The following is a 25,098-nucleotide window of genomic DNA, read 5'->3' on the forward strand; positions in this document are numbered from 1 at the left end:
CCTGGTGACATGCGCGCTGTCGCTTGTCGTCTATCTGGCCTCCTATCGCAGCACGCTCAGCCAGCTTTCCCAAACCGGAACCGTGCGCCTGGCGCAGGGGCTGACCGGATCCTCGGCGCGCTGGAAAACCACCGCGAGCTGGTCAACGTACTTGCCCGCCATCCCCAGGTGTCCAGCGCCCTCGCCGGCACCGCGCCCCGGGACGAAACCAACGCTTTTCTGCTGCGCACCGCCCTGACCACCGGCATCGACCGGCTGCTGGTGTTGAACGCCGACAGCATCGTGATCGCCGCTTCGGGTGGCGAAGACCCCAACAACCCGATCGGCGACTTTCAGGGGTTCCGCCCCGACGTTTTGACAGCCATGTCCGGCGCGCTGGGATTTTATCACGCCGTCGATCCGTCAGATCGCCAGCGCCGGTTCTATTACGCCCGCTCCATCCCCCAGACGCGCGGTGTCGTTGTTCTGGTAATAGATGTGGCGCAAGTGGAATTCGACTGGCGCGTCGATGAAGATGCCATCGCCTTTGTCGATTCCGCTGATGTTGTCTTTGTCTCCAACCGCCCCGGGCTGCTTTTGTCGCGTGATGCCCCGCCAACCATGGCCTTTGTTCCCACACCGCAATACCCCAACGACAGTGTGAAACCCCTGCCTGCCCATACTGTCGGGCATCGGTTCGGCCACGAAATATGGCAGTTTCAGAATACCGGCACCCTGCCCGCCGCTGCCATGGTTCAACGTCGGATGGTGCCGCAACTGAACATGACCGAACTGGTGTTCAAGGATATCGGCCCGGCCCGCACCACGGCCCTGTTGCAGGCCAGTCTGGCCGCTGCACTGGCCGGGCTTCTTGGGCTGGCTTTACTGGCCCTCGCCCAGCGCCGTCAGCGACTTGCCGACAGGTTGTTGATTGAAGAGGCGGCCAATGCCACCCTTGAGGCCCGGGTCGAGGAACGCACCGCGCAACTGCGCCAGATTCAGGATGAACTGGTGCAGGCGGGCAAGCTGACCGCACTGGGCCAGATGTCCGCCGGGCTGAGCCATGAGTTGAACCAACCCCTCGCCGCGATTCAAACGTTTACCGGCAACGCCCGCAAACTGATCGCCCGTGACCGGATCAGCGAGGCCGCAGACAACCTCACCGAAATCGCCAATCAGACCGACCGCGTGACCCGGATCATCCGCAATCTGCGCGCCTTTGCCCGCAATGAAACCGTGCGCATCGACACGGTCGATCTGGTGGCCATCACCCGCGACGCCATCGGTCTGACCGAAACGCTCTGTCGTGACGGCGGCGTCACCATCACATTTGCCCCACCGGAACACGCCATCATGGTGCGCGGCGGCACGGTGCGGCTGCAACAGGTGCTGGTCAACCTCATCACCAACGCCACCGATGCCGTGGCCGAAAGCGCCCGGCGTCAGATCACTGTCACCCTTGCCTCTGGCGAGATGGCCAGTTGTACCATCACCGACACCGGCCCCGGCTTGGCCGATCCCGCCCGGGTGTTCGAACCCTTTTATACCACCAAGGAAATAGGCGCCTCCAAAGGGCTTGGCCTCGGGCTGTCGATCAGCTTTGGCATCATCGGCAGTTTTGGTGGCACCCTCCGGGCGGAAAACACCGGCCATGGCGCCGCCTTTACCTTTACCCTTCCGAAAGCGTCCCCATGACCGATGCATTCTCTCGCCATGTCCTGCTGATCGAAGACGACCGCGCCCTGCGCGCCGCCCTGGCCCAAAGCCTGGAACTGGCCGACATGACCGTGATTCAGGCGGCCAGCTTTGTTGAGGCCAAAGATCATGTAATCGCCGGATTTCCCGGGGTCATCCTGTCCGACATACGCATGCCCGGCAAAGACGGATTCGATGTGTTGTCCCACGCCCACCGCCTTGACCCCGATCTGCCGGTCATCCTGTTGACCGGCGAATCCGATGTGCCCACGGCCCTGCGCGCCATGTCGAACGGCGCCTATGATTTTCTGGAAAAACCCTGCGACCCCGACCATCTGATCGAAGTTCTGATCCGCGCACAGGATCACAGGGCGCTGGTGCTGCGCACCCGCCGGATCGAACGGCAACTGCAAACCTCCGATGCCGCCGCCACCAATTTTCCCGGCCCCTCGGAAATCGCCGAAACCCTGCGCCGCAACCTGCGCCGCGCGGCGAGCCCTGCCGATCCACCTGCATCTTTTCGGCCCCGGCGGCGCAGGCAAACGGCTCGCCGCGCATACGATTCACGCACTCAGCGAAGACCGTGCCGTTTTTGCGACCCTGTCCCTCAAGGGCGCACCGGGTAATGCGGTTGCGGCCCTTGACCCGTTGGCGCCCAGCGCGACGCTCTCACTCAAACACCTCGACCACGCCAGCCCGCATCAGCAGGATGACCTGCTTCGCCTTATCGAGCGCCGTGCCGATCTGCGCCTCATCACCTCGGCGCTTCTGCCCCTGTCCGAACTGCGTGCCCGGGGCCTGTCCGAAGACCTGTTTTTCGCACTCAACCTGATGGAGATCGAACTCCCCGGGCTTGAGCGGCGCAGGGGCGATCTTGCTGTGCTGTTCGAAGCGCTGGTACGGCAAGCCGTGCGCAACCTCAACCAGGATATGCCGCCGATCCCGGATTCGGTATATGCACAGGTGATGGCCCGCGACTGGCCCGACAACCTGCCGGAACTGCGCAACTTCGCCCATTCCTTCGTCCTCGGCCTCAACGCAACCACAACCGGGCCCTCAATGATGACACTGGCCGAACAGATGGATGCCTTTGAAAAAGCCGTCCTTTCCGAGACTTTGCGCCGCTCTGGCGGCAAGGCCGCGCGCGCTGCGACCGTATTGGGCCTGCCGCGCAAGACATTTTACGACAAGCTCACCCGACATGGATTGAAACCCCGCAGTTTCCGCAGCGACAGCGCCTGATCGATCTGTCGAACTCTGAGTATTTGTATCAGTAAAAAGTACGGCCGCGCTTTTTACTGATACAAATACTCAGAGCACCATCATTGGCACCCCAGTCTGCCATTGCGACAGGGCGCGCCATCAGCCACACTCATTCTATGGACACAAGCACCAACCCACGCCTTTCCGATCTGCACGCCCGAATCGCCGACAGCCGCGCGGCGCTGATTGCACTGACCCAGGATCTGATCCGCATTCCCACACTCAACCCACCGGGTGAAAACTACGGTGCGATCTGCGAATATCTCGACAAGCGGCTGCGTGGCTCGGGCTTTGACACCCATCTGATCCGCGCCAAGGATGCGCCGGGGGATTGCGATAAATACCCCCGTTGGAATATCGTCGCCCGGCGCGACGGGGCGCAGGGGGTGATTGTGTGCATTTCAACTCACACACCGACGTTGTGGATATAGGCCTTGGCTGGACGCGCGACCCCTTTGGCGGAGAATTGATAGACGGCAGGATCTATGGCCGGGGCGCCTGTGACATGAAGGGCGGGCTGGCCGCGTCGATCATCGCCGCGGAATGTTTCATCGCCGCCTTTCCAGATTATACTGGCGCGATCGAGATTTCCGGTACGGCCGACGAGGAATCAGGCGGGTATGGCGGCGTCGCCTATCTGGCACAGCAGGGATATTTCTCACCCCAGAAGGTGCAGCACGTCATCATTCCCGAGCCACTGAACAAGGATCGTGTCTGTTTGGGCCATCGCGGCGGCTGGTGGGCCGAAATCGAAACCTTTGGTGAAATCGCCCACGGTTCCATGCCATTTCTGGGTGATTGCGCTATACGCCACATGAGCGCAGTGTTGAACGCCTTTGAAACGGATCTGTTTCCGGCCATGGCGCGCCGCCGCACGGATATGCCGGTAGTGCCCGAAGGTGCACGCCAATCCACAATGAACATCAATTCCATCCACGGTGGTCAGGCGGAGAAACTGGCCTACAGCACCGCCCTGCCGTCCCATTGCGTGCCGGATTCTTGCCGAATCGTGATTGACCGGCGGTTTCTGGTCGAGGAACCGCTGGATCAGGTGCGCGACGAGGTGAAGGGTATTCTTGAAGGTCTCACCGCGACCCGGCCAAATTTCGAATATGACCTGCGCGAGCTGAACCATGTTCTGCCGTCCATGACTGACCGCGACGCCCCCGTCGCGCGCACCGTCGCCGGTGCGATCGCACAGGTCATCGGCCGCCCGGCGCAATTTGTCGCCTCGCCCGGCACCTATGATCAGAAACATATCGACAGGATCGGTAAGCTTAAGAACTGTGTCGCCTATGGCCCCGGGATTCTGGAGTTGGCACATAAACCGGATGAATGGATCGGAGTTGATGATATGATGGACAGCGTCACGGTCATGGCGCTGTCTCTGGTTGCTCTGCTTGTGCCTGCCCAAACCTGAACGAAGGAATCTCTATGCGTATCACCCCCATTCTTGCGGCCCTCGCTCTGAGCGCAACCGCCGCTGCCGCGCAGGACGCAATCACCGTCGCGATACAGCTTGAGCCCCCAAACCTTGACCCGACTGCAGGGGCAGCAGGCGCCATCGATTCAGTGCTTTATTCCAACGTCTACGAAGGGCTGACCCGGTTCGCCTCGGACGGGGCGATCATTCCGGGCCTTGCCGAAAGCTGGGATATTTCCGACGATGGCTTGGTCTATACTTTCCATCTTCATGACGGGGTGACGTTTCATGACGGTACCGCGATGGACGCCGCGGATGTAAAGTTCAGCCTCGACCGGGCCCGCGCAGAGAACAGTACCAACGCACAAAAGGGCCTGTTTGCCCCCATCGCAACGGTTGATGTCGTTGACCCGCTCACTGTCAAGGTAACACTGTCCAAGCCAACTGGCAGCTTCCTGTTCAACATGGCCTGGGGCGACGCCGTGATCGTAGCGCCGGAAACGGCGGACAATCTGGCCAACATGCCCATCGGCACCGGGGCGTTCAAATTCGACGACTGGGTACAGGGTGATAGGATCGACCTGTCGCGCAATCCCGATTACTGGGGTGTGCCTGCGAAACTCGCCCATGCGACGTTCAAATTCATCTCCGATCCCACCGCCGCCTTTGCCGCTGTCATGGCCGAGGATGTGGACGCCTTCGTCGGCTTTCCGGCCCCCGAAAACCTGCCGCAATTCGAGGCCGACCCACGGTTTCAGGTGCTGGTCGGCAATACCGAGGGTGAAACCATTCTTGCGATGAACAACAAGCGCCCGCCCTTTGACAACATCAAGGTGCGCGAGGCGGTGGCCCATGCTATCGACCGCCAGGCGATCATTGATGGCGCCATGTTCGGGCTGGGGACGCCCATCGGCACCCATTTCGCCCCCCACAACCCGGCCTATCTCGATCTGACCGACCTTTCGCGCTATGATCCCGAGCTTTCGAAAAAGCTGTTGGCCGAGGCGGGCTTTCCCGATGGCTTTGAAACCACTCTGAAATTGCCGCCACCCTCCTATGCCCGGCGAGGCGGTGAAATAATCGCGTCGCAACTGCGCGCTGTTGGCATCAAGGCGCAGATCGAGAACCAGGAATGGGCACAATGGCTGGAAAACACCTTCAAAGGCAAGGATTTCGGCCTGACCATCGTGTCCCACACCGAGCCGATGGATATCGGAATCTATGCCAACCCGGATTATTACTTCCAATACGGCAAGCCTGAATTCGTCGCGATCATGGACAAGCTGAACGCCACCACCGACCCCGATGCGCGTACCAAGGTGTTGCAGGACGCCCAGCGCATGATCGCCGAGGATTACGTAAACGCCTATCTCTTCGAACTGGCCATTCCCACCGTTGCCAAGGTGGGGCTGAAAGGCCTGTGGCTGAATCAACCAACCCAAGCGGTTGATCTTACCGGGGTCAGTTGGGGCGACTGATATTCTACACCAATCAGAAACGGGCCCAGGCGGCCCGTTTCACCTGTCACCAATGCCTTTGGCCTACAAACCCCCTTTCTCATCCAAGGTTACGCACTGCAGGTTAAATATGCGTAAAGCGTCCTGCGCCCGCTACGTTGATTCTGGATGCCACACAGATCGTGTGCTGCGTCGGTGTGCGTCCGGTGCATCGTCAGGGCGCCGCCGGTGACGTGTAAAAGATCGCGTTCCCAGATGTTTACCTTTGACTCACACAACCCGCTGGACCGGTCGCCATTCCTTACATAACGTCGGCATCATGTTGCGCTATGCCCTGAAACGCGCGTTGTCGCTTGCGATTTCGCTGATTGTCGCCAGCGTCGTGATTTTTCTGGTGGTCGAAGTGGCGCCGGGCGATCCGGCGTCGTTCATGTTGGGCGTCAATGCCCGACCAGATACAGTGGCCGCCCTGCGAGTTGAGCTCGGCCTGGATGTTTCGAAGTTTACCCGTTATATCAACTGGGTAACGGGCATGTTGCAGGGCGATTTCGGCACCTCCTATGCCTATCGCTCGCCCGTGCGTGACATGATTGGTGACCGGATGTGGGTCTCGCTTCCGCTCGCGGTTTATGCACTTACGCTGTCCACACTTGTCGCCTTTCCTGCCGGAATCTATGCCGCATCACGCCGTGGCAAGGTGGGCGATACGGCGGTGATGGCGGCGACACAACTGGGGGTCGCAATTCCGAATTTCTGGTTTGCAATGATTTCAGTGCTGATTTTCGCAATCAACCTGCGCTGGTTTTCGGCCGGTGGCTTCCCCGGGTGGGACAAGGGATTATTCAACGGGATCAAGGCACTGACCCTGCCCGCCGTCGCCCTTGCACTGCCTCAGGCGGCAATTCTGGCACGCATCATGCGCTCTTCCCTCCTTGACATGCTGGGCGAAGATTTCATCCGCACCGCCCGCGCCAAGGGTCTGACCCGGCGTCAGGCCCTATGGCGTCACGCCCTGCGCAACGCCCTGATCCCGGTGCTGACGATCATCGGTTTACAGTTCTCATTCCTGTTGGCAGGGGCGATCATCATCGAACAGGTATTCTTTCTACCGGGCCTCGGGCGCCTTGTTTTTCAAAGCATTAGCGCCCGTGACCTGATCGTGGTTGAAAGCGTGGTAATGCTTTTGGTCTTTGCGGTGATCACCGTGAATTTCCTGGTCGATCTGGCCTATGCCGCTGTCGACCCCCGGTTGAGGGCGCGCGTATGAGCCGCAATCTGACCCTTGGTATCGCCCTCACGTCCGTTTTCGTGGCGGCCGCTATCGTTTCGTTTATCTTTACCCCTTACAACATCGAATTGCTGGATATTCCGAACAAACTGCAATCGCCCAGCGCACAGCATTGGTTCGGCACCGATCATTTCGGGCGCGACATTCTGTCGATGATCATGGTTGGCGCGCGCACGTCGATTGCCGTGGCGCTTTTGGCTGTGGGCATCGGTATGGGGCTTGGCATCCCCCTGGGTTTATCCGCTGCGGCCCTGCACGGGGGGTGGCTGGACGAAATCATCATGCGGGGAAACGATCTCGTTTTCGCGTTTCCGTCGCTTGTCATCGCGATCCTGATCACTGCCGTGTTCGGGGCCGGGGCTGTCAATGCGATCATTGCGATCGGGATCTTCAACATCCCGGTTTTCGCCCGCCTGACCCGCGGCGCGGCCCTCGGGCTGTGGAACCGCGATTTCATTCTTGCTGCGCGGGTGGCGGGCAAATCTTCGGCACGGATATCCTTCGAACATATCCTGCCCAACATCGCCAACCTGATGATCGTTCAGGGCACCATCCAGTTTTCATTGGGAATTTTGGCCGAAGCGGGCCTGAGCTATGTCGGCCTTGGTGCCCAGCCCCCAACTGCCAGCTGGGGCCGGATGTTGGCCGATGCCCAAACTTTGGTCAGCATCGCCCCCCATCTGGCATTGTTCCCGGGCATGGCGATCATCCTGACGGTTCTGGGGCTGAATCTCATGGGCGACGGGTTGCGTGATTGGCTTGATCCTCGCTTGCGGATTCTGCGCACATGACGCTGGTTTCCGTCCAGAACCTTGGCGTGGCCATCCACGGCACGCCCATTCTGCGCGATGTGTCGTTTGACGTGGCCGCGGGCGAAATCGTGGCCCTGACCGGCGAATCGGGGTCAGGAAAATCCATGACGGCGCTTGGGGTTATGGGGCTTTTGCCGCAGGGGTCCGCCGCCACCGGCAGGCTGATCCTTGGCGAAACCGACATTCTGCAAACCCCGGAAAACCACCTTTGCGCCCTGCGCGGCAATGCCATGGGCATGGTGTTTCAGGAACCGATGACCGCCCTCAATCCGGTTCAGACAATCGGCGCGCAAGTTGCCGAAACCATCCGGGTGCATGACAAGGGCAACCGCGCCGAGGCCAGCCGCCGTGCCCGCGATATGCTGAACCGGGTGGGCCTGCCCGAAGATCGCTTTCCCCTGTCGCGCTATCCTCATGAACTTTCGGGGGGCAACGCCAGAGGGTGGTCATTGCCATGGCCATTGCCTTGCGCCCGAAACTGTTGATCGCGGATGAACCGACAACGGCACTGGATGTCACGACCCAGGCGCAAATCCTGGACCTCCTCAAAGGGTTGGTGGCGGATTTTGGCATGGGGCTGATGATGATCACTCATGATCTGGCGGTGGTGGCCGATATGGCCGACCGGATCGTGGTGATGCAAAACGGCGCCGTGGTGGAACAGGCACCGACGCGCGACCTGCTGAGCAATATGCAGCACCCCTATACCCGCGCCCTGTTTGCCGCCTCCACCCATCGCCCCGCCATGCCTCGCCCGGAACGAAACGACGACCCGATCCTTACGATAAAGGACGCGGTGCGCGATTACCCGGCGCCACGCAAGGGGCTGTTTTCACAGCGTAAATTCCACCGGGCCGTTGATGGTGTCAGCCTGACAATCAACGCGGGCGAACGGATCGGGCTGGTGGGTGAATCCGGCTGCGGCAAATCCACCCTGACCCGCGCCATTCTGGGGTTAGAGCCATTGCAGGGTGGCACGATCACCGCATTCGGCCACGATATTTCCACCCTGCCCCCGGCCCTGCGCAGCGGGCTTCAGGTCGTGTTTCAAGACCCCTACAGCAGTTTCAACCCCCGCCACCGGGTGGCCCGCCTGATTGCCGAACCCTTTCATCTGATGCCAAAGCCCCCCGAGGGTGCGGCCCGCACAGCAGCCATTTCCGAGGCCCTTGTCGCCGTCGGGCTGGAGCCGCAGGATGCAGGTAAATTCATTCACCAGTTTTCCGGCGGACAACGCCAGCGCATCGCCATCGCGCGCGCCTTGATCCTGAAACCCGATCTGATCGTATTTGACGAGGCAGTTTCGGCGCTGGATGTTTCGGTGCGCGCGCAGGTTCTTGATTTGCTGGCCGATCTCTGCCGCAGGTACAGGTTGGCTTATCTGTTCATAAGCCACGATTTGTCCGTGGTGCGGTCGGTAACGGATCGGGTACTGGTGATGAAGACGGGCAAAATCGTCGAACAGGGCGATACCGAAACGGTGTTCACTGCACCAAACCACCCCTATACCCGGTCGCTGATCGCCGCCGCACCTGTTTTGCCAGACATAAAGAAAAGGGAAACCATATGAGATTGAACGGAAGAAGCGCCATCGTCACCGGTGCCGGGTCGGGCTTTGGCGCCGGGATCGCCCGCAAATTCGCCGCCGAGGGGGCCCATGTGATCTGCGCGGATATTGATGGCGATGCTGCGGCCGCCGTGGCCAGGGAAATCAGCGGCATCCCCTGCACTGTCGATGTAGGCGACGGCGCCAGCGTGAACGCCATGGCCAAGGCCGCCCATTCCGCCTTTGGGGAAATCGACATTCTGGTCAACAACGCCGGCATCACCCATTTGCCCGCCCTGATGGAAGACATCAGCGAAGAGGAATTTGATCGCGTCCTGCGCGTGAACGCCAAATCTGTCTATCTGACTGCCCGCGCCTTGGTGCCCGCAATGAAGGCGCAGGGCAAAGGCGCGATCCTCAACATTGCCTCGACCGCCGGGGTTTCACCACGCCCGCGTTTGAACTGGTACAATGCATCAAAGGGCTGGATGATCACAGCAACCAAGGCGATGGCCGTGGAACTGGCCCCCTTTGGTGTCAGGGTGAACGCGTTGAACCCGGTGGCAGGGGAAACCCCGCTGCTGAAATCCTTCATGGGTGAAGACACACCGGAAATCCGCGCCAAATTTCTGGCAACAATCCCGTTGGGCCGGTTCTCAACCCCCGAAGACATGGCCAATGCCGCCTGTTTCCTGTGTAGCGATGAGGCGTCAATGATCACCGGCGTCGCCATGGAGGTGGACGGTGGGCGCTGTATCTGAACGCAAACTGACGGTTGGCCCCCGCAACCTGCTGAGCGATGTGGCAGGGCTGCGGGTGGGGCATGCCCAGGATGACGCGCTGAAATCCGGCGCGACGGTGGTGACGGGCGATGCGCCTTTTACCGCCTCTTGCCATGTGATGGGCGGCGCCCCCGGAACGCGGGAAACCGATCTGCTGGCGCCGGACAAGACCGTGCAAAAGGTTGATGCGCTGGTGATTTCCGGCGGCTCGGCTTTTGGGTTGGACGCCTGTTCCGGCGCAATGGATGGCCTGGCCGCAGCCGGGCGGGGGTTTCGTTTGGCGTCGGCCCTGGTGCCAATCGTGCCGGGCGCAATCCTGTTCGATCTGTTGAACGGCGGTAACAAGGATTGGGGTGCAAACCCTTACCGGGCGTTGGGCCGTGCAGCGTTTGAAGGTGCCACATCAGATTTTGCATTGGGCAGCGTCGGGGCAGGCACCGGGGCTGTTTGCGCCATGGAAAAGGGCGGGCTTGGCTCGGCCTCGTTTGTGCTGGAAAGCGGCATCACCGTGGCCGCCCTGGTGGTGGCCAATCCGGTGGGCAGTGCGACAACCCCCGATGGTCATTTCTGGGCCGCCCCGTTCGAGATGGACGGCGAATTTGGCGCCATGGGGTCTGATCCCCGTAATGGGCTGTGTTTCACACCCCAAAGCCTCAAAATGCAGGCGATGGCGGCGGGCGCCAATACCACCCCTTGTATCGTTGCCACCGACGCGGCGCTGGACAAGGCCCAGTGTCACAGGCTGGCCGTGGCCGCCCATGACGGGATCGCACGCGCCGTTGTCCCGGCGCATACCCCCCATGACGGTGACATCGTGTTTGCCCTGTCCACCGGGGCAAAACCGGTGGACGACGCCGCCCTGCTTGAAATCGGGGCCGCAGCGGCCCATTGCGTGGCGCGGGCGCTGGCGCGGGGGTTTACGGGGCCACACCGGCCCCGGGGGATGTGTTGCCGTGCTGGCGGGCGCGCGGCGCTTAACCTTCGATCACCTTGGCATCGTCGCCCGACTTTTGCCGTTGCAACAAACCCTCGATCAGTTCGGGCGGCAGCATCAACTGGCGATGGGGGAACGGAATTTCGATTCCGCGGGCGTCGAATTCTTCCTTGACCAGGGCCGTGTACGCGCGGCCCAATCCCCATTGTTTGCCCGGCTTCGTCTTGATCCGACCGCGCACCGAAACACTGCTGTCTCCAAGGGATGTAACGCCATGCACCTCGAAATCGTCAAGAATGTCAGGCCCGAACGTGCCTTCGCGCAGCGTGTCAAAGGCCGCTTGCATCGCCGCGATGACCTCAGGCACTTTTTCGCGATAGCCAACGCCAATTTCGGCCACATGAAAGCTGAAATCGCGGGTCGAATTGGTGACCGTATCGACCGAGGAAAACGGCACGATATGCACCGATCCATCCAGCGAACGCATTCGCACCGACCGGATTGACAGTTTTTCAACCCCACCGGTAATGCCCGCAACGGTAACCACATCGCCTTCGTTTATGGCGTTTTCAAGCTGGATGAACACCCCGGTGATGATGTCCTGAACCAGCTTTTGCGCGCCAAACCCGATGGCCAGCCCGATCACCCCGGCACCCGCCAGAAGCGGCGCAATATCTATGCCCACCTGTGACAGCACCACCATCGTGCCAAGCACGATAACAAGAATGGTAAAGGCATTGCGAAACAGCCCCAAAAGGGTGCGGGCGCGGTTGTTGTCCACCAAAGTGGCGCCGCGCAAACGCTGATCGACAAAAGACGCAATCAAAGCCCACAAAAGCGCCAGAATTGCAGCCAGAAGCGCCGCCGACACGATGCGCCAGAACACCTGCTGAACAGCCGGGTCAGACATCCAGACCTGCGGATCAATCAGCCCCCAGGCCGCGATTGCCACAATGACGGCAACGGCGATCACCATGGCACCGGACACACCGGACAGCATCCGCACCACGCCGCTGCTGCGCCGGGCAAGATCGGGCATCGTCCGGTCAATGGCATGGGGCAGCTCAATCTGCCAAAGGGTGGCCCCCCGAATCAGCCACAGGGCCAGCAGCGCCAAAAGCACCGCACAGATTGAATAAACCGTTCCCCCCAAAACCAGATCGGCCATTTCGCGCGGGCGTGTCACCGCGATAAGCCAGCAATAAATGACATAGATCACCGCCAGAGGCGGCCAGATCGCACGCCATACCATTTGCACCCCCTGCGACAGCATGGCCCCGGCACCGTCCTGTTCAGATTCTTGCGCCGCATGGGCAATATCCAGCACCTTGACGATCCGCCGGATCAGCACGATGGCCATCCCCAAAAGAATCGTGGCCAACAGGGTGCGAACCGGCCGCACCGTGGCAAATCCGATCCATTCGCGCACCAGCGGCAGCACGAACATGAAACTGAACGCCAAGGCAGCGATAAATCCGCGCAACCCGCGATAAACCGCCTCCTGGGCGCGGGGGGCAAGTGCGACAGCGAAGGCTCATGCTCGGCGTCCGGAGTCATGATGATCCGTAGCGCGATGCGGCACAGGCCAAAAACCAGAACAGTTGTCAGAAAAATAGCCTCGGTTGCCGTCGGGCCGGCCCCGCCGGTTTGGCGCAAAAACGTTGCTCCATACCCCGCCGCCCAGGCCAACAGAAGCGTAACCAACCGCAGCACAGCATAGACGCCAATCAGAAACAGCCGTCGCCGGAACGGGGTAAGCGCGTTGATCCGGTTGCGCCGGATCACCTGATCCAGCGCCAGTTTGCCCAGGATGCTGACCGCCACAACCGCCGCAATAACCAGCATCAGGGTGATCGCGTCAGGTGTTACCGTGATGCCCGTCACCTGCACATCGGCGACCAGAGCCCCCACGCGCCCCATCTCGTCCATTGCGCGCCCGACCACATCCTTGGCGGTTCCGATGCCCGTGCTGACCTGCGACACGATCTGTTGCGCCACGGTCTGGTTGCTGTCTGCCGTCGCCTGGGTGGCGGCCTCTGGCGCGGCGGCCTCAAGCTGTTTGATCAGCTCGGCGCGCGCCGTATCGTTCTGAAGGATATCAATCAGGGTCTGGCTGGGCGTTTGATCGGTCGTTGCCTTGTCAGACGATTGGGCATGGACCGGCACAGCGAATGTGACGACGGCGAACAGGCAGGCGATAAGAAACTTGGCGAACACGGTAACAGTAACCTCAGCTTGGATTTCGGCCACACACATCGCAAATAGGCCTGACTTGCAATGACTGTCTGCCTTGGGCGGCGGCGGGTTTATGCCCCTTACTTAGCCTTGCGACAGTAAAGTTCCATACGGTGATGCACCACCTCATAGCCAAGCTCGGCGGCGATTTCATCTTGCAGACGTTCGATTTTGTCCGAGTTGAATTCGAACACCTCGCCGCTGTCCAGATCGACGATATGATCGTGGTGCGCTGCGGTGGCCGTTTCAAACCGCGCACCGCCGCCTTCGAAACTGTGGCGATGAACAACGCCCCCCGCTTCGAACGCCGCGAGGGTGCGATAGACTGTGGCAAGCGAAACCCCCGGTTCAACCGCCTTTGTGCGGTGGTGCAACTCTTCGGCATCGGGGTGATCGTCGGCCTCCATCAGAACGGCAAGCAGCGCGATTCGCTGGCGCGTCACACGCACCCCGGCCTTGCGCAGGGCCTTTGTCATCTGGGCAGTGGTGTCTTTGGCAAGGGTCATATCTGTCTCCGGTTCTCAAATGCATAGTATCTTTGCGAATGGTTATCAATTCCATTTACAATCGCGAATAATTCTCATACGCACCTTTCAACGGATCTTCTCAACCTCACCCGGAGAACCTCATGGGATTGCGCTCAACATTGCTCGGAACTTTTGCGGCTGCCCTGCTGGCCACTGGCGCCACCGCACAGGATGGTAAATTCAAGGCGATCACCACCTTTACTGTCATCGCCGACATGGCCCGCAACGTGGCCGGTGACGTCGCAACCGTCGAAAGCATCACCAAGCCGGGCGCCGAGATCCACGGTTACCAACCCACCCCGCGCGATATCATCCGCGCGCAGAACGCCGATCTGGTCCTGTGGAACGGGCTGGGCCTGGAGCGGTGGTTCGAACAGTTCTTTTCCAACCTGACCGACATTCCCCGCGCCACCCTGTCCGATGGTGTGACCCCGATGAGCATCACCGGCGGCGAATATGACGGCAAACCCAACCCCCACGCCTGGATGAGCCTGAACAACGCGCTGATCTATGTGGACAATATCCGCGATGCCTTTGTCAAATATGACCCGGACCATGCCGACACCTATCGCGCCAATGCCGAGACCTATAAAAAACAGATCAGTGATGCCATCAAACCCCTGCACGCCGACATTCTGAAGGTGCCGGAACAACAGCGCTGGCTGGTGTCTTGCGAAGGCGCGTTCAGCTATCTGGCCCGCGATTTCGACATGAAGGAACTGTACCTCTGGCCGATCAACGCCGACCAGCAGGGCACGCCACAACAGGTGCGCAAGGTGATTGACGGGGTGCGCGAAAATCACATCCCGGCGGTGTTCTGCGAAAGCACGGTGCCACAATCCCCCGCCAAACAGGTGGCCCGGGAAACCGGGGCGAAATATGGCGGCGTTCTTTATGTCGACAGCCTGACCAAAGCCGACGGGCCGGTGCCAACTTATATCGACATGCTGCGCGTCACCTCAGAGACCATAGCAACAGGGCTGACCGAATGACCTCACCCAATGGTATCACCGCCCGCGACGTGACCGTCACCTATCGCAATGGCCACACCGCGTTGCGCAACGCGACATTTGACATCCCAACCGGCACGATCACCGCGCTGGTCGGGGTGAACGGCGCGGGGAAATCGACCCTGTTCAAGGCAATCATGGGGTTTGTCCCGGCGGCCAAGGGCGAAATCACCGTGCTGGGCATGCCGGTAAAAGAGGCCCTGCGCCAGAATATCGTGGCCTATGTGCCCCAATCCGAAGAGGTGGATTGGTCGTTCCCGGTGCTGGTGGAAGATGTCGTGATGATGGGGCGCTATGGCCACATGGGGTTTTTCCGTCACCCCCGGCAGGCCGACCGCGATGCCGTGACCTCGGCCCTTGCGCGGGTCAACATGGCCGATTTCCGCCACCGCCAGATTGGCGAACTTTCGGGCGGACAGCGCAAGCGGGTGTTTCTGGCCCGCGCCCTGGCACAAGAGGGGCGGGTTATTCTGCTGGACGAACCGTTCACCGGCGTGGATGTGCAAACCGAAGAGGCGATTGTCCAACTGCTGCGCGACATGCGCGATGAAGGGCGGGTGATGCTGGTTTCCACCCACAACCTTGGGTCCGTGCCGGAATTTTGTGACCGCACGGTTCTGGTGAAAGAAACCGTTCTGGCCTTTGGCCCGACGGAAACCACCTTTACCCACGCCAATCTGGAACAAGCGTTCGGCGGTGTGCTGCGCCACTTCGTTTTGGGCGGCACCGATCTGCATGATGACGACGACAGCCGCACAGTGCGGGTGATTACAGACGATGAACGCCCCTTTGTGGTGTACGGAGATGAGCCGGGGGCGGCGGAATGATCGAAACCCTGCTGTTGCCGTTCTCTTATGGCTATATGTTCAACGCCATGTGGGTCAGCGCGCTGGTGGGCGGCGTCTGCGCGTTTTTGTCCGCCTATCTGATGCTCAAGGGGTGGTCGCTGATCGGTGACGCCCTGTCTCATTCCATCGTGCCGGGGGTGGCCGGGGCCTATATGCTGGGCCTGCCTTTTGCATTGGGTGCCTTTGCCGCCGGGGGTTTGGCGGCGGGGGCGATGCTGTTTCTCAATCAACGCTCGGGGTTGAAGGAAGACACGATTATCGGGCTGATCTTTACCTCGTTTTTCGGGCTGGGCCTGTTCATGGTGTCGCTGTCGCCCGTATCGGTCAGCATTCAGACGATCACCATGGGCAATATTCTGGCCATTACCCCCGAAGACACCCTGCAACTGGCGCTGATCGGGTTCATTTCACTGGCGGTCCTGCTGGCCAAATGGAAGGATCTGATGGTCGCCTTTTTTGATGAAAACCACGCGCGCTCGATCGGATTGAAGCCGGATCTTCTCAAGGTCATATTTTTCACACTGCTGTCGGCCTGTTGCGTGGCGGCGTTGCAGACCGTCGGCGCGTTTCTGGTAATCGCCATGGTGGTGACACCGGGGGCCACGGCCTATCTTCTGACCGATCGGTTTCCGCGCCTGTTGATGCTCAGCGTTGCCATCGGCGCGACGACCAGCTTTGTCGGCGCTTACCTCAGCTTTTTCCTCGACGGGGCGACCGGGGGGTTGATCGTGACGTTCCAGACCCTGATTTTCCTCGTCGCATTTTTCGTGGCACCCAAGCACGGCTATCTCGCCGCCCGTCGCCGCGCCGCCAAAGCATTGGAGCCGCAGCAATGATCGACACCCTTCTGCAACCCTTTCAGTTCGCCTTCATGAACAACGCGTTCCTGATCATGGCGATCCTCGCCGTACCCACCAGTCTGTTGTCGTGTTTCATGGTCCTCAAGGGGTGGTCGCTGATGGGCGATGCAATCAGTCACGCGGTGCTGCCCGGGGTCGTGGCCGCCTATATCCTGAATATTCCCCTGATCGTGGGGGCCTTTTGCGCCGGTATGGTCTGCGCGCTGTCCACCGGATTTCTGTCAGACAACAGCCGGGTGAAACAGGACACGGTGATGGGCATCGTGTTTTCCGGGATGTTCGGATTCGGGATCGTGCTTTACACCAAGATTTCCTCGAACGTGCATCTGGATCACATCCTGTTCGGCAACATGCTGGGCGTTTCGACCGGCGATCTGTGGACGGCGGGGGTGATTGCGGCACTGGTGGGTGGCACCATCATCGCCAAGCGGCAGGATTTCCTGCTGCATGCCTTCGACCCCATTCAAGCCCAGGCCGTTGGCCTGCGCACCGGGTGGCTTCATTACGGGCTGTTGGCGATGATTTCACTGACCATCGTTGCCACACTGTCCGCCATTGGAATCGTCCTGTCCATCGGGCTTTTGATTGCCCCCGGTGCCATCGCGTTCCTGCTGACCAAGCGGTTTGAGCGGATGCTGCCCATTGCGTTGGGGGTGACATTGCTGGCCGGGTTTGCAGGCATTTATATCAGCTTTTACCTCGACAGCGCCCCGGCCCCCACGGTGATTCTGATCCTCGCGGCGGCCTTTACCGCCGCGTTCATCCGCGCTGGCCGGATAACGCGCCGACAACAGGCCGCCTAGACAGACCCCGGTTCAGGCCGGTTTCAGCGCCACGTCGGGGGAATAGGCGATAAAGAACGGATTAGCATAATCCGGCTTGCCGTAAATCAGCGGCGTGTGGTCATCAAAGCGCACCACACGCCCGCCTGCCCCGTTCAGCACAGCATGGCCCGCCGCCGTGTCCCATTCCATGGTCCGGCCAAGGCGGGGGTATATATCGGCCTCGCCCGTGGCGATCAGGCAGAATTTCAACGACGACCCGGCGCTTTTCATGTCCTTGACCGCATATTTTCCGATGTAGTCGTCGGTTGCCTGATCCCGGTGCGATTTTGACGCCACAACCAGAAGCGCCGAATTGTCAGGCTGTGACACTGTGATCGCTGTGGTTTCGCCTGCGGTGTCCTTGTCAAAGCTGCCGGTTTCCTCAACCGATTTTCCGGTGGCGGTGGTATAGAACAACCGCCCCTTCGCCGGGGCATAGACCACGCCGCGCACCGGCACACCGTCAACCACATAGGCAATGTTCACGGTGAAATCGCCGCGCCGCTGGACGAATTCCTTGGTGCCGTCCAGCGGATCGACGATCAGGAATGTCGACGCCTTCAGATCGTGTGACGCGGCCTGTTCTTCGGTGATCAGGGCCACATCGGGAAATTCCGCGCGCAACCCCGCCGAAATAATGGCATCCGCCGCTTCATCGGCCTCGGTTACCGGGCTGTTGTCGGATTTTGACTTTACCTCGAAATCATCGGCGCCATAAATCTCCATGATCTTGTCCCCCGCCTCAAGGGCCAGGCGCCGCATCACGTTTGTGAGAGTATCAAGATCCATCACGTCTATCCTTTGATCCGTCAAATTATCGCCAGAATGTTCTGGCAGTTGTTTGAAATGGCTTTCGGCCTTATGGTGTGTCGTCAATGAAACGGCAAGAATATCGTGCAAGAAAGATCGTTGTCGGCACGACCGATAGCGTAATGAGGTGAACGAATGTTTCAGCGGCAGACGCGCGCGACCCCCTTGGGTCGGCCGCCAATATTCTTGAACTGATCTATCACAACACGGTGCGCAGCGTGCGCAAGACCCACTCCAATGCGCTGATGTCGATCCTGATGAACATCCTGCAGACGGTGATTTTCGTCGCGGCGTTTTTCCTGCTGTTCACCGTTCTCGGGATGCGGGGCAACGCGATCCGCGGCGATTTCATTGTTTACATCATGTCGGGCATCTTTCTTTACATGGTTCACACCCGGACAGTGATGGCGATTATTTCATCGGAAGGCCCAGCCTCGCCGATGATGAAGCACGCGCCGATGACCACGGCTGTCTCCATTGCATCTGCCGCCCTTGGCACCCTCTACGTTCAGGTTCTGTCCATGGGCCTGGTTTTGTATTTCTACCATGTCATCTGGGAGCCTGTGCATATCTGGGATCCGATCGGCGTGCTTGCCATGGTGCTGTTGTCGTGGTTTTCCGGTGTGGCCATCGGGCTGGTTTTTCTCGCGATGAAGCCATGGGCGCCCAGTGTGGTGAACATCCTGTCGATGATCTATTCCCGCGCCAACATGATTGCCTCGGGCAAGATGTTTGTCGCCAACAACCTGCCCGCGAAAATGCTGGCCTTTTTCGATTGGAACCCGCTGTTTCACACCATTGATCAGGCGCGCGGGTTCGCCTTTATCAATTATTCACCGCATAATTCTTCGGTCATGTATCCGCTTTACGTGTCGCTTGTCCTGTTGATGATCGGGCTGATGGGTGAATTTTATACCCGCAAACACGCGTCGCTCAGCTGGGGCGCACGGCGGTAATTTATACAAATTTGCATAAAGATGCCTGCTCTCTCGGATTGTGCAGCTTCGGGAAACGTCGCACTCTCGCCTGAGAGATGTGATTTTTGTCGATATTATAGGTTAATCCTTTATAATCAATGGATTATAAAATGGTTAACTTAACGTAAATCGGAAACAGATTGTTCCCGATTCACACGGAACTAATTCTCACAATTTTTCGTGACTATTATCACTCGTGAACAACCTGGGAGAGTGAGATGTTCGGATTTTTCAACCTGAAGACCCTTGGCTTTGGCCATTCTTTCAATGACCCTATCGTCAAGCTGGACACATTCAGCGACGACACAAACGATGCCCTTGATACCAAGATCATCGGCGATGTGGGATTGGGCGACGAAGACGGTGTTAACGCCTATTCCGTGACCGATGCCACATTGGACGAAACCGGGCTGGATACAAACGCCTTTGCCGATGCCAACGTCGGCGGCGAAGACGGCGTCGACTCGGTTACCTTCGCCAGTGCCGATCTGAACGAAGATGGCGTGGATACCTTTGCCATCACAAATGCCGACGTCGGCGGCGAAGACGGGCTGCATGCCAAGGGCATTGTTGATGCGGATGTCGACGACGACGGCGTACACGCCAATGTTTTCGCCGACGTACAACTGGGCGATCAGGAAATCCTGGATGTCGATGCCTTTCCGTCGGTCACAATCGACGAAAACGGTGTTGATATCGACGCGCAACTGGGCGTCGAGGTGCTTGGCGAAGACGGAATTGACGTAGATGCCATCGCTGATGCAACCCTTGGCGAAGACGGTGTCGTCGCCGATCTTTTGACCATTGGCGATGTCGGCGGACACGGTGATGACCTTATTTCGTTCTTGTCGCTGGATATCCTTTCCGAGGATGACGGCAACGACGATTGCGATGACGATGCCGATAATGACGGCGGACTTCTTGACCTGATCCTCTAGGTCAACGATTTTCTGAATACGGGGCCATCCATGGGTATGGGTGGCCCGATTTGGCTCATCCCGACGTCACACGATGCCGATTTCATGGTCGTCAACCACGCGCAGGGTCACGTTCACCCGCCCGCCCCGTGGCAACAACGTGGACGACCCAAACCTGATCCGGTCCACCCCGTGATGGGCCAGCCGCGCGGCACCGCCCATGACCACCACATCGCCCGAGCTCAGCCAGAGGCTCTCGGTTTTGCCGCCACGTTCGACATTGCCCATGCGAAACAATCCCTCGTCCCCCAGTGACAATGAAATCACCGGATGGTCAAACGTCCCTTCATCGCGATCCTGGTGCAACCCCATGCGCGCGCCCTCGCCATAGAAATTGATCAGACAGCAATCGGGCAACCGCGCAGGCCCCAGCGCCCGCCAGATCGTCAGCACGCTTTCGGGTATGGCGGACCACGGATTGCCATTCGGGCGGCACGGCGCATAACGGTATCCGCCCCGGTCGGAAATCCAGCCAACCCGCCCCGCCGAGGTCATACGTACCGACATCTGCCGCCCGCCCGCCGTCACCGGATGCACGGGCGGCGCGAACCGGACGACACTCCGCAAATCTTCCAGCACCGCCTCTTGCGCAGCGCGATTCAGCCACCCGCGGTGAATCTCAAAACCCCGTATCCGCATCATCTGCCCCATTGTCACCGCCCCAAGTCGCCCAATACCCCGACAAGACTCGCAAATTCCGGCAGATTCCACACGTTCCGCCGCTTGCAGGCCCCAAACACGCCCCTTATATACGCCGGGACGCCCTGCTGGGGGCTTTGTTCCCGGCACAATCAATGGGCTGCCGGGGCCTTACCCCTGCATATTACTTGGGATCGTCGGGGAATGCCGCACCGCGGGTTGCCCGCATAACATCGCCTTAGAGAGGATTTGAGCATGGCCAAAGTCATCGGAATCGACCTTGGAACGACCAATAGCTGCGTTGCCATCATGGATGGCAGCCAACCGCGCGTGATCGAAAACGCCGAAGGTGCGCGCACCACACCATCAATCGTCGCGTTCACCGACGATGAACGCCTGGCAGGACAAGCCGCCAAACGGCAGGCCGTGACCAACGCGGAAAACACCATTTTCGCCGTCAAACGCCTGATCGGCCGCCGCTTCGACGACGCCGACCTTGCCAAAGACAAGAAAAACCTGCCCTACAACCTGATCAGCGGCGGCAACGGCGACGCATGGGTCGAGGTCCACGGCGAAAAATATTCGCCCAGCCAGATCAGCGCATTCATCCTGCAAAAGATGAAAGAAACCGCTGAATCCTATCTGGGTGAGGAAGTGACGCAGGCCGTCATCACCGTGCCCGCCTATTTCAACGACGCTCAGCGGCAGGCGACCAAGGACGCGGGCAAGATTGCCGGCCTTGAAGTGCTGCGCATCATCAACGAACCGACGGCGGCCGCGCTGGCCTATGGTCTGGACAAGAAAGAAACCAAAACCATCGCCGTCTATGACCTTGGTGGCGGCACGTTCGACGTGACCATCCTGGAAATCGACGACGGGTTGTTCGAAGTGAAATCCACCAACGGGGACACGTTCCTTGGGGGTGAAGATTTCGACATGCGGATCGTCAACTATCTGGCCGACCAGTTCAAAAAGGACAACGGCGTCGATCTGACCAAAGACAAGATGGCGCTTCAGCGGCTCAAGGAAGCTGCGGAAAAGGCCAAGATCGAACTGTCGTCCAGCTCGCAGACCGAAATCAACCAGCCGTTCATTTCGATGGACCCGAAAGGCGGTCAGCCGCTTCACATGGTCATGAAACTGACCCGTGCCAAGCTGGAATCGCTGGTCGGTGATCTGATCAAGGCGTCGATCAAACCCTGCCAGGCCGCGCTGAAGGATGCAGGCCTGTCGGTTGGCGACATTGACGAAATCGTCATGGTCGGCGGCATGACCCGGATGCCCCGCGTGGTTGAGGAAGTGACCAAATTCTTCGGCAAAGAGCCGCACAAGGGCGTCAACCCCGATGAAGTGGTCGCGCTGGGGGCTGCCATTCAGGCCGGCGTGTTGCAAGGCGACGTGAAAGACGTTGTTCTGCTCGACGTGACGCCGCTTTCCCTTGGAATTGAAACCCTTGGCGGTGTGTTTACCCGTCTGATCGACCGCAACACCACGATCCCGACCAAAAAGTCGCAGATCTTCTCGACCGCCGAAGACAACCAGAACGCCGTGACGATCCGGGTGTTTCAGGGCGAACGTGAAATGGCCGCCGACAACAAGATCCTCGGTCAGTTCAACCTTGAAGACATCCCGCCCGCACCCCGGGGCATGCCCCAGATCGAAGTGACCTTCGACATCGACGCCAACGGCATCGTGTCGGTGGGCGCCAAGGACAAGGGCACCGGCAAGGAACAGGCGATCACGATCCAGGCGTCGGGTGGCCTGTCGGATTCGGACATCGACAAGATGGTCAAGGATGCCGAAGAAAACGCCGAGGCGGACAAGGGCCGTCGCGAGCTGGTCGAGGCGAAAAACCAGGCCGAGTCGCTGATCCATTCAACCGAAAAGGCGATGGAAGAGCACAAGGACAAGGTCGATCCAACCACGATCGAGGCAATCGAACTGGCGATCGCCAACCTGAACGAACAGTTGGAAACCGAGGATGCCGGCAAGATCAAGGGCGGCATCCAGAACGTAACCGAAGCCGCAATGAAGCTGGGCGAGGCGATTTACAAAGCCGAGCAGGCGAAAGCCGGGCAGGAAACCGAAGACGACGGTTCAGATGGCCCCAGCAGCGTGGATGACGATATTGTCGATGCCGATTTCGAAGATCTGGGCGACGACAAACGCGGCTCCTGAGTGCGGCTTGGAATGACATTGGACCGGCCCGGCACCATCGGGCCGGTCCTTGCGTTCCCAAAGGATGAGACCTGATGGCAAAGCGCGATTATTACGAAACACTGGGCGTGGCCAAAGGCGCCTCGGCTGACGAAATCAAAAAAGGGTTTCGTCAGAAGGCGAAAGAGCTGCACCCGGATCGCAATTCCGACAACCCGAATGCCGAGGCACAGTTCAAGGACGCGAACGAAGCCTATGACGTTCTGAAAGACCCGGAAAAGAAGGCCGCTTACGACCGTTACGGCCACGCCGCCTTTGAAGGCGGGGGTGCCCCAAGGGGCGGACAGGGCGGGTTTGGCGCCGGGGGGCAGGGCGATTTCGCCAGCGCCTTTTCCGATGTCTTCGACGACCTGTTCGGCGACATGATGGGCGGGCGCGGCGGTCGTGGTGGCCAACGCGCCAGCCGCGGGTCCGACCTGCGGTATAACCTGCGTGTCTCGCTCGAAGATGCGTTCAACGGCCTGCAAAAGACAATCAACGTCCCGACGGCGCTGGCCTGTTCCACCTGCCACGGCACTGGCGCCGAGGGCGGATCAGAACCCAGCGTTTGCCCCACCTGTGCCGGTATGGGCAAGGTGCGGGCGCAACAGGGGTTCTTTACGGTCGAACGCACCTGCCCCACCTGTTCAGGCGCGGGCCAGACGATCAAGAATCCCTGCCCCGCCTGCCACGGTCAGGGCCGGGTTGAAAAAGACCGCTCGCTGTCGGTCAACATCCCTGCCGGGGTGGAAACCGGCACGCGGATTCGCCTGTCCGGCGAGGGCGAGGCCGGGTTGCGCGGTGGGCCATCGGGCGATCTTTATATCTTCATCGAAGTGGCCGATCACGCCCTGTTTCAGCGCGAAAATCAGCATTTGTTCTGCCACGTTCCTGTTTCCATCGTCGCGGCCTCGCTCGGGGGTGACATCGAGGTGCCCAATATCGACGGCGGCCGCAGCCGGGTGAAAGTCCCTGCCGGGAGCCAGTCCGGCAAGCAGATGCGCCTGCGTGGCAAAGGGATGCCAATGCTGCGCGGTGGCGGGCATGGGGATATGTACATCGAACTGGCCGTCGAAACGCCGGTCAACCTGACCTCGCGGCAGAAAGAACTGCTGCGCGAATTCGACAAGCTGTCCGAAGACAACAACCCCGAAACCTCGGGCTTTTTCAAGAAGGTCAAAACCTTCTGGGACGGCATGAAAAGCGGCTAACGGGGCGGGTATTAACCAGTGATTTACCATTGGCACCCAAACTCGCTTCATGAGTCGCCGCCCCACCTCCTTTGCCGAAGCGCCCCTGCCCTTGTTCAGCGGGGCCGCTCCGGTGCAAGCGGCGCGGTTGCCGTCTTATATCAAGGATCACCGCAAACGTCTGCGCGCCCGGTTCATGGAGGGTGGCGCAGATGCCGTGCCGGATTACGAGATGCTGGAACTGCTGCTGTTCCGCTCGATTCCCCGTCAGGATGTGAAACCGCTCGCCCGCCGCCTGATCGACCATTTCGGTGATCTGGGCCGGATCATGTCGGCCAGCCCGGCACAATTGATGGAGGTTGACGGTGTGGGCGAGGCCGTGATGCAGGATCTCAAGATCGTCGAAGCAACGGCCCACCGCATCGCCCGCGCCCGCGTGTTGCAACGCCACGTGGTCAGCAGTTGGGACGCGGTGCTGGATTATTGCCACACCACCATGGCCCACCGCGACACCGAACAATTCCGCATTCTGTTTCTGGACCGCAAGAATGTGGTCATCGCCGATGAGGAACAGGCAAAAGGCACCGTCGATCATGTTCCGGTGTATCCCCGCGAGGTGGTGAAACGGGCGCTGTCCCTGAATGCCTCGGCGTTGATTTTGGTTCACAACCATCCTTCGGGTGACCCGACCCCCAGCGACAGTGACATTTCGATGACCGCCCAGATCAACGAGGCCTGCAATGCGCTTGGGCTGATCCTTCACGACCACCTGATTATTGGCAAATCGACCGAGCTGAGCTTTCGCAGTGCCGGGTATCTGTGACGT

At 59.9% G+C, this 25,098-nt stretch carries 21 protein-coding genes and 3 pseudogenes; 19 read left to right on the forward strand and 5 right to left on the reverse strand.

The genetic code is table 11. From position 1 onward, the window contains the following. Positions 1–168: 168 nt before the first annotated feature. The 10 genes and pseudogenes from AC0L7P_RS02605 to AC0L7P_RS02650 all read left to right on the forward strand — a co-directional run bounded on the left by AC0L7P_RS02605 (position 169) and on the right by AC0L7P_RS02650 (position 11,223). On the forward strand, positions 169–1,674 hold the full coding sequence (locus tag AC0L7P_RS02605) for a sensor histidine kinase (protein ID WP_473434362.1): 1,506 nt from the start codon (positions 169–171) through the stop codon (positions 1,672–1,674). Further along, positions 1,671–2,300: a response regulator gene (locus AC0L7P_RS02610; protein ID WP_473434363.1), complete on the forward strand. Its 630-nt coding sequence runs from the start codon at positions 1,671–1,673 to the stop codon at positions 2,298–2,300. Before AC0L7P_RS02605 ends, AC0L7P_RS02610 begins: the two co-directional genes overlap by 4 nt. After that, positions 2,236–2,916 (forward strand): helix-turn-helix domain-containing protein, encoded by a 681-nt coding sequence (locus AC0L7P_RS02615; RefSeq protein WP_473435528.1) that lies wholly within the window; start codon positions 2,236–2,238, stop codon positions 2,914–2,916. The genes AC0L7P_RS02610 and AC0L7P_RS02615 overlap by 65 nt, the downstream gene beginning before the upstream one ends. Positions 2,917–3,053: 137 nt before the next feature. Continuing rightward, positions 3,054–4,357: pseudogene (locus AC0L7P_RS02620) on the forward strand (acetylornithine deacetylase/succinyl-diaminopimelate desuccinylase family protein). Between the two features lie 14 nt (positions 4,358–4,371). Continuing rightward, positions 4,372–5,838: an ABC transporter substrate-binding protein gene (locus AC0L7P_RS02625; RefSeq protein ID WP_473434364.1), complete on the forward strand. Its 1,467-nt coding sequence runs from the start codon at positions 4,372–4,374 to the stop codon at positions 5,836–5,838. A gap of 298 nt (positions 5,839–6,136) precedes the next feature. Further along, positions 6,137–7,084: an ABC transporter permease gene (locus AC0L7P_RS02630; RefSeq protein ID WP_473434365.1), complete on the forward strand. Its 948-nt coding sequence runs from the start codon at positions 6,137–6,139 to the stop codon at positions 7,082–7,084. Further along, a complete protein-coding gene (locus tag AC0L7P_RS02635; protein WP_473434366.1) occupies positions 7,081–7,896 on the forward strand; it encodes an ABC transporter permease in 816 nt (271 codons plus the stop codon). The genes AC0L7P_RS02630 and AC0L7P_RS02635 overlap by 4 nt, the downstream gene beginning before the upstream one ends. Next, positions 7,893–9,487, forward strand: a pseudogene (locus tag AC0L7P_RS02640) (ABC transporter ATP-binding protein). The gene AC0L7P_RS02635 and the pseudogene AC0L7P_RS02640 overlap by 4 nt, the downstream one beginning before the upstream one ends. Further along, positions 9,484–10,224 (forward strand): glucose 1-dehydrogenase, encoded by a 741-nt coding sequence (locus tag AC0L7P_RS02645; protein ID WP_473434367.1) that lies wholly within the window; start codon positions 9,484–9,486, stop codon positions 10,222–10,224. The pseudogene AC0L7P_RS02640 and the gene AC0L7P_RS02645 overlap by 4 nt, the downstream one beginning before the upstream one ends. A 7-nt stretch (positions 10,225–10,231) precedes the next feature. Further along, positions 10,232–11,223, forward strand: a pseudogene (locus AC0L7P_RS02650) (P1 family peptidase). On the opposite strand, the gene AC0L7P_RS02655 reads toward AC0L7P_RS02650, so the two are convergent. The 3 genes from AC0L7P_RS02655 to AC0L7P_RS02665 form a co-directional block, all read right to left on the reverse strand. Next, on the reverse strand, positions 11,220–12,626 hold the full coding sequence (locus AC0L7P_RS02655) for a mechanosensitive ion channel family protein (protein WP_473434368.1): 1,407 nt from the start codon (positions 12,624–12,626) through the stop codon (positions 11,220–11,222). The pseudogene AC0L7P_RS02650 and the gene AC0L7P_RS02655 overlap by 4 nt on opposite strands. Next, complete coding sequence (locus AC0L7P_RS02660; RefSeq protein WP_473434369.1) at positions 12,524–13,396, reverse strand: hypothetical protein; 873 nt, start codon at positions 13,394–13,396, stop codon at positions 12,524–12,526. Before AC0L7P_RS02660 ends, AC0L7P_RS02655 begins: the two co-directional genes overlap by 103 nt. Before the next feature lie 98 nt (positions 13,397–13,494). Then, positions 13,495–13,920 carry a Fur family transcriptional regulator gene (locus AC0L7P_RS02665; protein WP_473434370.1) on the reverse strand — a complete coding sequence of 142 codons (426 nt, stop codon included), beginning with the start codon at positions 13,918–13,920 and terminating at the stop codon, positions 13,495–13,497. 122 nt (positions 13,921–14,042) lie between these two features. On the opposite strand from AC0L7P_RS02665, the gene AC0L7P_RS02670 reads away from it, so the two are divergent. The 4 genes from AC0L7P_RS02670 to AC0L7P_RS02685 are packed head-to-tail and all read left to right on the forward strand — an operon-like array spanning position 14,043 to position 17,462. Beyond that, positions 14,043–14,933: a metal ABC transporter substrate-binding protein gene (locus AC0L7P_RS02670; RefSeq protein ID WP_473434371.1), complete on the forward strand. Its 891-nt coding sequence runs from the start codon at positions 14,043–14,045 to the stop codon at positions 14,931–14,933. Next, positions 14,930–15,778 (forward strand): manganese/iron ABC transporter ATP-binding protein, encoded by an 849-nt coding sequence (locus AC0L7P_RS02675; protein WP_473434372.1) that lies wholly within the window; start codon positions 14,930–14,932, stop codon positions 15,776–15,778. Before AC0L7P_RS02670 ends, AC0L7P_RS02675 begins: the two co-directional genes overlap by 4 nt. After that, a complete protein-coding gene (locus tag AC0L7P_RS02680; RefSeq protein ID WP_473434373.1) occupies positions 15,775–16,635 on the forward strand; it encodes a metal ABC transporter permease in 861 nt (286 codons plus the stop codon). Before AC0L7P_RS02675 ends, AC0L7P_RS02680 begins: the two co-directional genes overlap by 4 nt. Beyond that, positions 16,632–17,462 carry a metal ABC transporter permease gene (locus AC0L7P_RS02685; protein ID WP_473434374.1) on the forward strand — a complete coding sequence of 277 codons (831 nt, stop codon included), beginning with the start codon at positions 16,632–16,634 and terminating at the stop codon, positions 17,460–17,462. The genes AC0L7P_RS02680 and AC0L7P_RS02685 overlap by 4 nt, the downstream gene beginning before the upstream one ends. Positions 17,463–17,474: 12 nt before the next feature. Here the strand turns inward: AC0L7P_RS02685 and cysQ are convergent, their stop codons facing one another. Next, positions 17,475–18,272 carry a 3'(2'),5'-bisphosphate nucleotidase CysQ gene (gene cysQ / locus AC0L7P_RS02690; RefSeq protein ID WP_473434375.1) on the reverse strand — a complete coding sequence of 266 codons (798 nt, stop codon included), beginning with the start codon at positions 18,270–18,272 and terminating at the stop codon, positions 17,475–17,477. Positions 18,273–18,511: 239 nt separating this feature from the next. Here cysQ and AC0L7P_RS02695 point away from each other — a divergent pair, with 239 nt between their 5' ends. Next, entirely contained in the window at positions 18,512–19,249 is a 738-nt protein-coding gene (locus AC0L7P_RS02695) for an ABC transporter permease (protein WP_473434376.1), read from the forward strand. 239 nt (positions 19,250–19,488) lie between these two features. After that, positions 19,489–20,208 (forward strand): hypothetical protein, encoded by a 720-nt coding sequence (locus AC0L7P_RS02700; RefSeq protein ID WP_473434377.1) that lies wholly within the window; start codon positions 19,489–19,491, stop codon positions 20,206–20,208. Between the two features lie 66 nt (positions 20,209–20,274). On the opposite strand, the gene AC0L7P_RS02705 is transcribed toward AC0L7P_RS02700, so the two are convergent. Further along, on the reverse strand, positions 20,275–20,889 hold the full coding sequence (locus tag AC0L7P_RS02705; RefSeq protein ID WP_473434378.1) for an alpha-ketoglutarate-dependent dioxygenase AlkB family protein: 615 nt from the start codon (positions 20,887–20,889) through the stop codon (positions 20,275–20,277). Between the two features lie 252 nt (positions 20,890–21,141). Here AC0L7P_RS02705 and dnaK point away from each other — a divergent pair, with 252 nt between their 5' ends. From dnaK to radC, 3 genes are all read left to right on the forward strand, one after another. After that, complete coding sequence (dnaK, locus tag AC0L7P_RS02710; protein WP_473434379.1) at positions 21,142–23,064, forward strand: molecular chaperone DnaK; 1,923 nt, start codon at positions 21,142–21,144, stop codon at positions 23,062–23,064. Between the two features lie 74 nt (positions 23,065–23,138). Next, positions 23,139–24,293, forward strand: a complete 1,155-nt coding sequence (gene dnaJ, locus AC0L7P_RS02715) for a molecular chaperone DnaJ (RefSeq protein WP_473434380.1) — start codon at positions 23,139–23,141, stop codon at positions 24,291–24,293. Between the two features lie 49 nt (positions 24,294–24,342). Further along, positions 24,343–25,095, forward strand: coding sequence for a RadC family protein (radC, locus tag AC0L7P_RS02720; protein ID WP_473434381.1), 753 nt, complete (start codon positions 24,343–24,345; stop codon positions 25,093–25,095). Positions 25,096–25,098: the final 3 nt, after the last annotated feature.

The organism is Oceaniglobus sp. K40-3 (assembly GCF_055808395.1).

Bases quoted from the DNA above. Each gene is read 5' to 3' on its own strand.
- AC0L7P_RS02610 (WP_473434363.1), top strand. From the start codon at position 1,671: ATGACCGATGCATTCTCTCGCCATGTCCTGCTGATCGAAGACGACCGC.
- AC0L7P_RS02625 (WP_473434364.1), top strand. From the start codon at position 4,372: ATGCGTATCACCCCCATTCTTGCGGCCCTCGCTCTGAGCGCAACCGCC.
- AC0L7P_RS02630 (WP_473434365.1), top strand. From the start codon at position 6,137: ATGTTGCGCTATGCCCTGAAACGCGCGTTGTCGCTTGCGATTTCGCTG.
- AC0L7P_RS02635 (WP_473434366.1), top strand. From the start codon at position 7,081: ATGAGCCGCAATCTGACCCTTGGTATCGCCCTCACGTCCGTTTTCGTG.
- AC0L7P_RS02645 (WP_473434367.1), top strand. From the start codon at position 9,484: ATGAGATTGAACGGAAGAAGCGCCATCGTCACCGGTGCCGGGTCGGGC.
- AC0L7P_RS02655 (WP_473434368.1), bottom strand. From the start codon at position 12,626: ATGTTCGTGCTGCCGCTGGTGCGCGAATGGATCGGATTTGCCACGGTG.
- AC0L7P_RS02665 (WP_473434370.1), bottom strand. From the start codon at position 13,920: ATGACCCTTGCCAAAGACACCACTGCCCAGATGACAAAGGCCCTGCGC.
- AC0L7P_RS02670 (WP_473434371.1), top strand. From the start codon at position 14,043: ATGGGATTGCGCTCAACATTGCTCGGAACTTTTGCGGCTGCCCTGCTG.
- AC0L7P_RS02675 (WP_473434372.1), top strand. From the start codon at position 14,930: ATGACCTCACCCAATGGTATCACCGCCCGCGACGTGACCGTCACCTAT.
- AC0L7P_RS02680 (WP_473434373.1), top strand. From the start codon at position 15,775: ATGATCGAAACCCTGCTGTTGCCGTTCTCTTATGGCTATATGTTCAAC.
- AC0L7P_RS02685 (WP_473434374.1), top strand. From the start codon at position 16,632: ATGATCGACACCCTTCTGCAACCCTTTCAGTTCGCCTTCATGAACAAC.
- cysQ (WP_473434375.1), bottom strand. From the start codon at position 18,272: ATGGATCTTGATACTCTCACAAACGTGATGCGGCGCCTGGCCCTTGAG.
- AC0L7P_RS02700 (WP_473434377.1), top strand. From the start codon at position 19,489: ATGTTCGGATTTTTCAACCTGAAGACCCTTGGCTTTGGCCATTCTTTC.
- AC0L7P_RS02705 (WP_473434378.1), bottom strand. From the start codon at position 20,889: ATGATGCGGATACGGGGTTTTGAGATTCACCGCGGGTGGCTGAATCGC.
- dnaK (WP_473434379.1), top strand. From the start codon at position 21,142: ATGGCCAAAGTCATCGGAATCGACCTTGGAACGACCAATAGCTGCGTT.
- dnaJ (WP_473434380.1), top strand. From the start codon at position 23,139: ATGGCAAAGCGCGATTATTACGAAACACTGGGCGTGGCCAAAGGCGCC.
- radC (WP_473434381.1), top strand. From the start codon at position 24,343: ATGAGTCGCCGCCCCACCTCCTTTGCCGAAGCGCCCCTGCCCTTGTTC.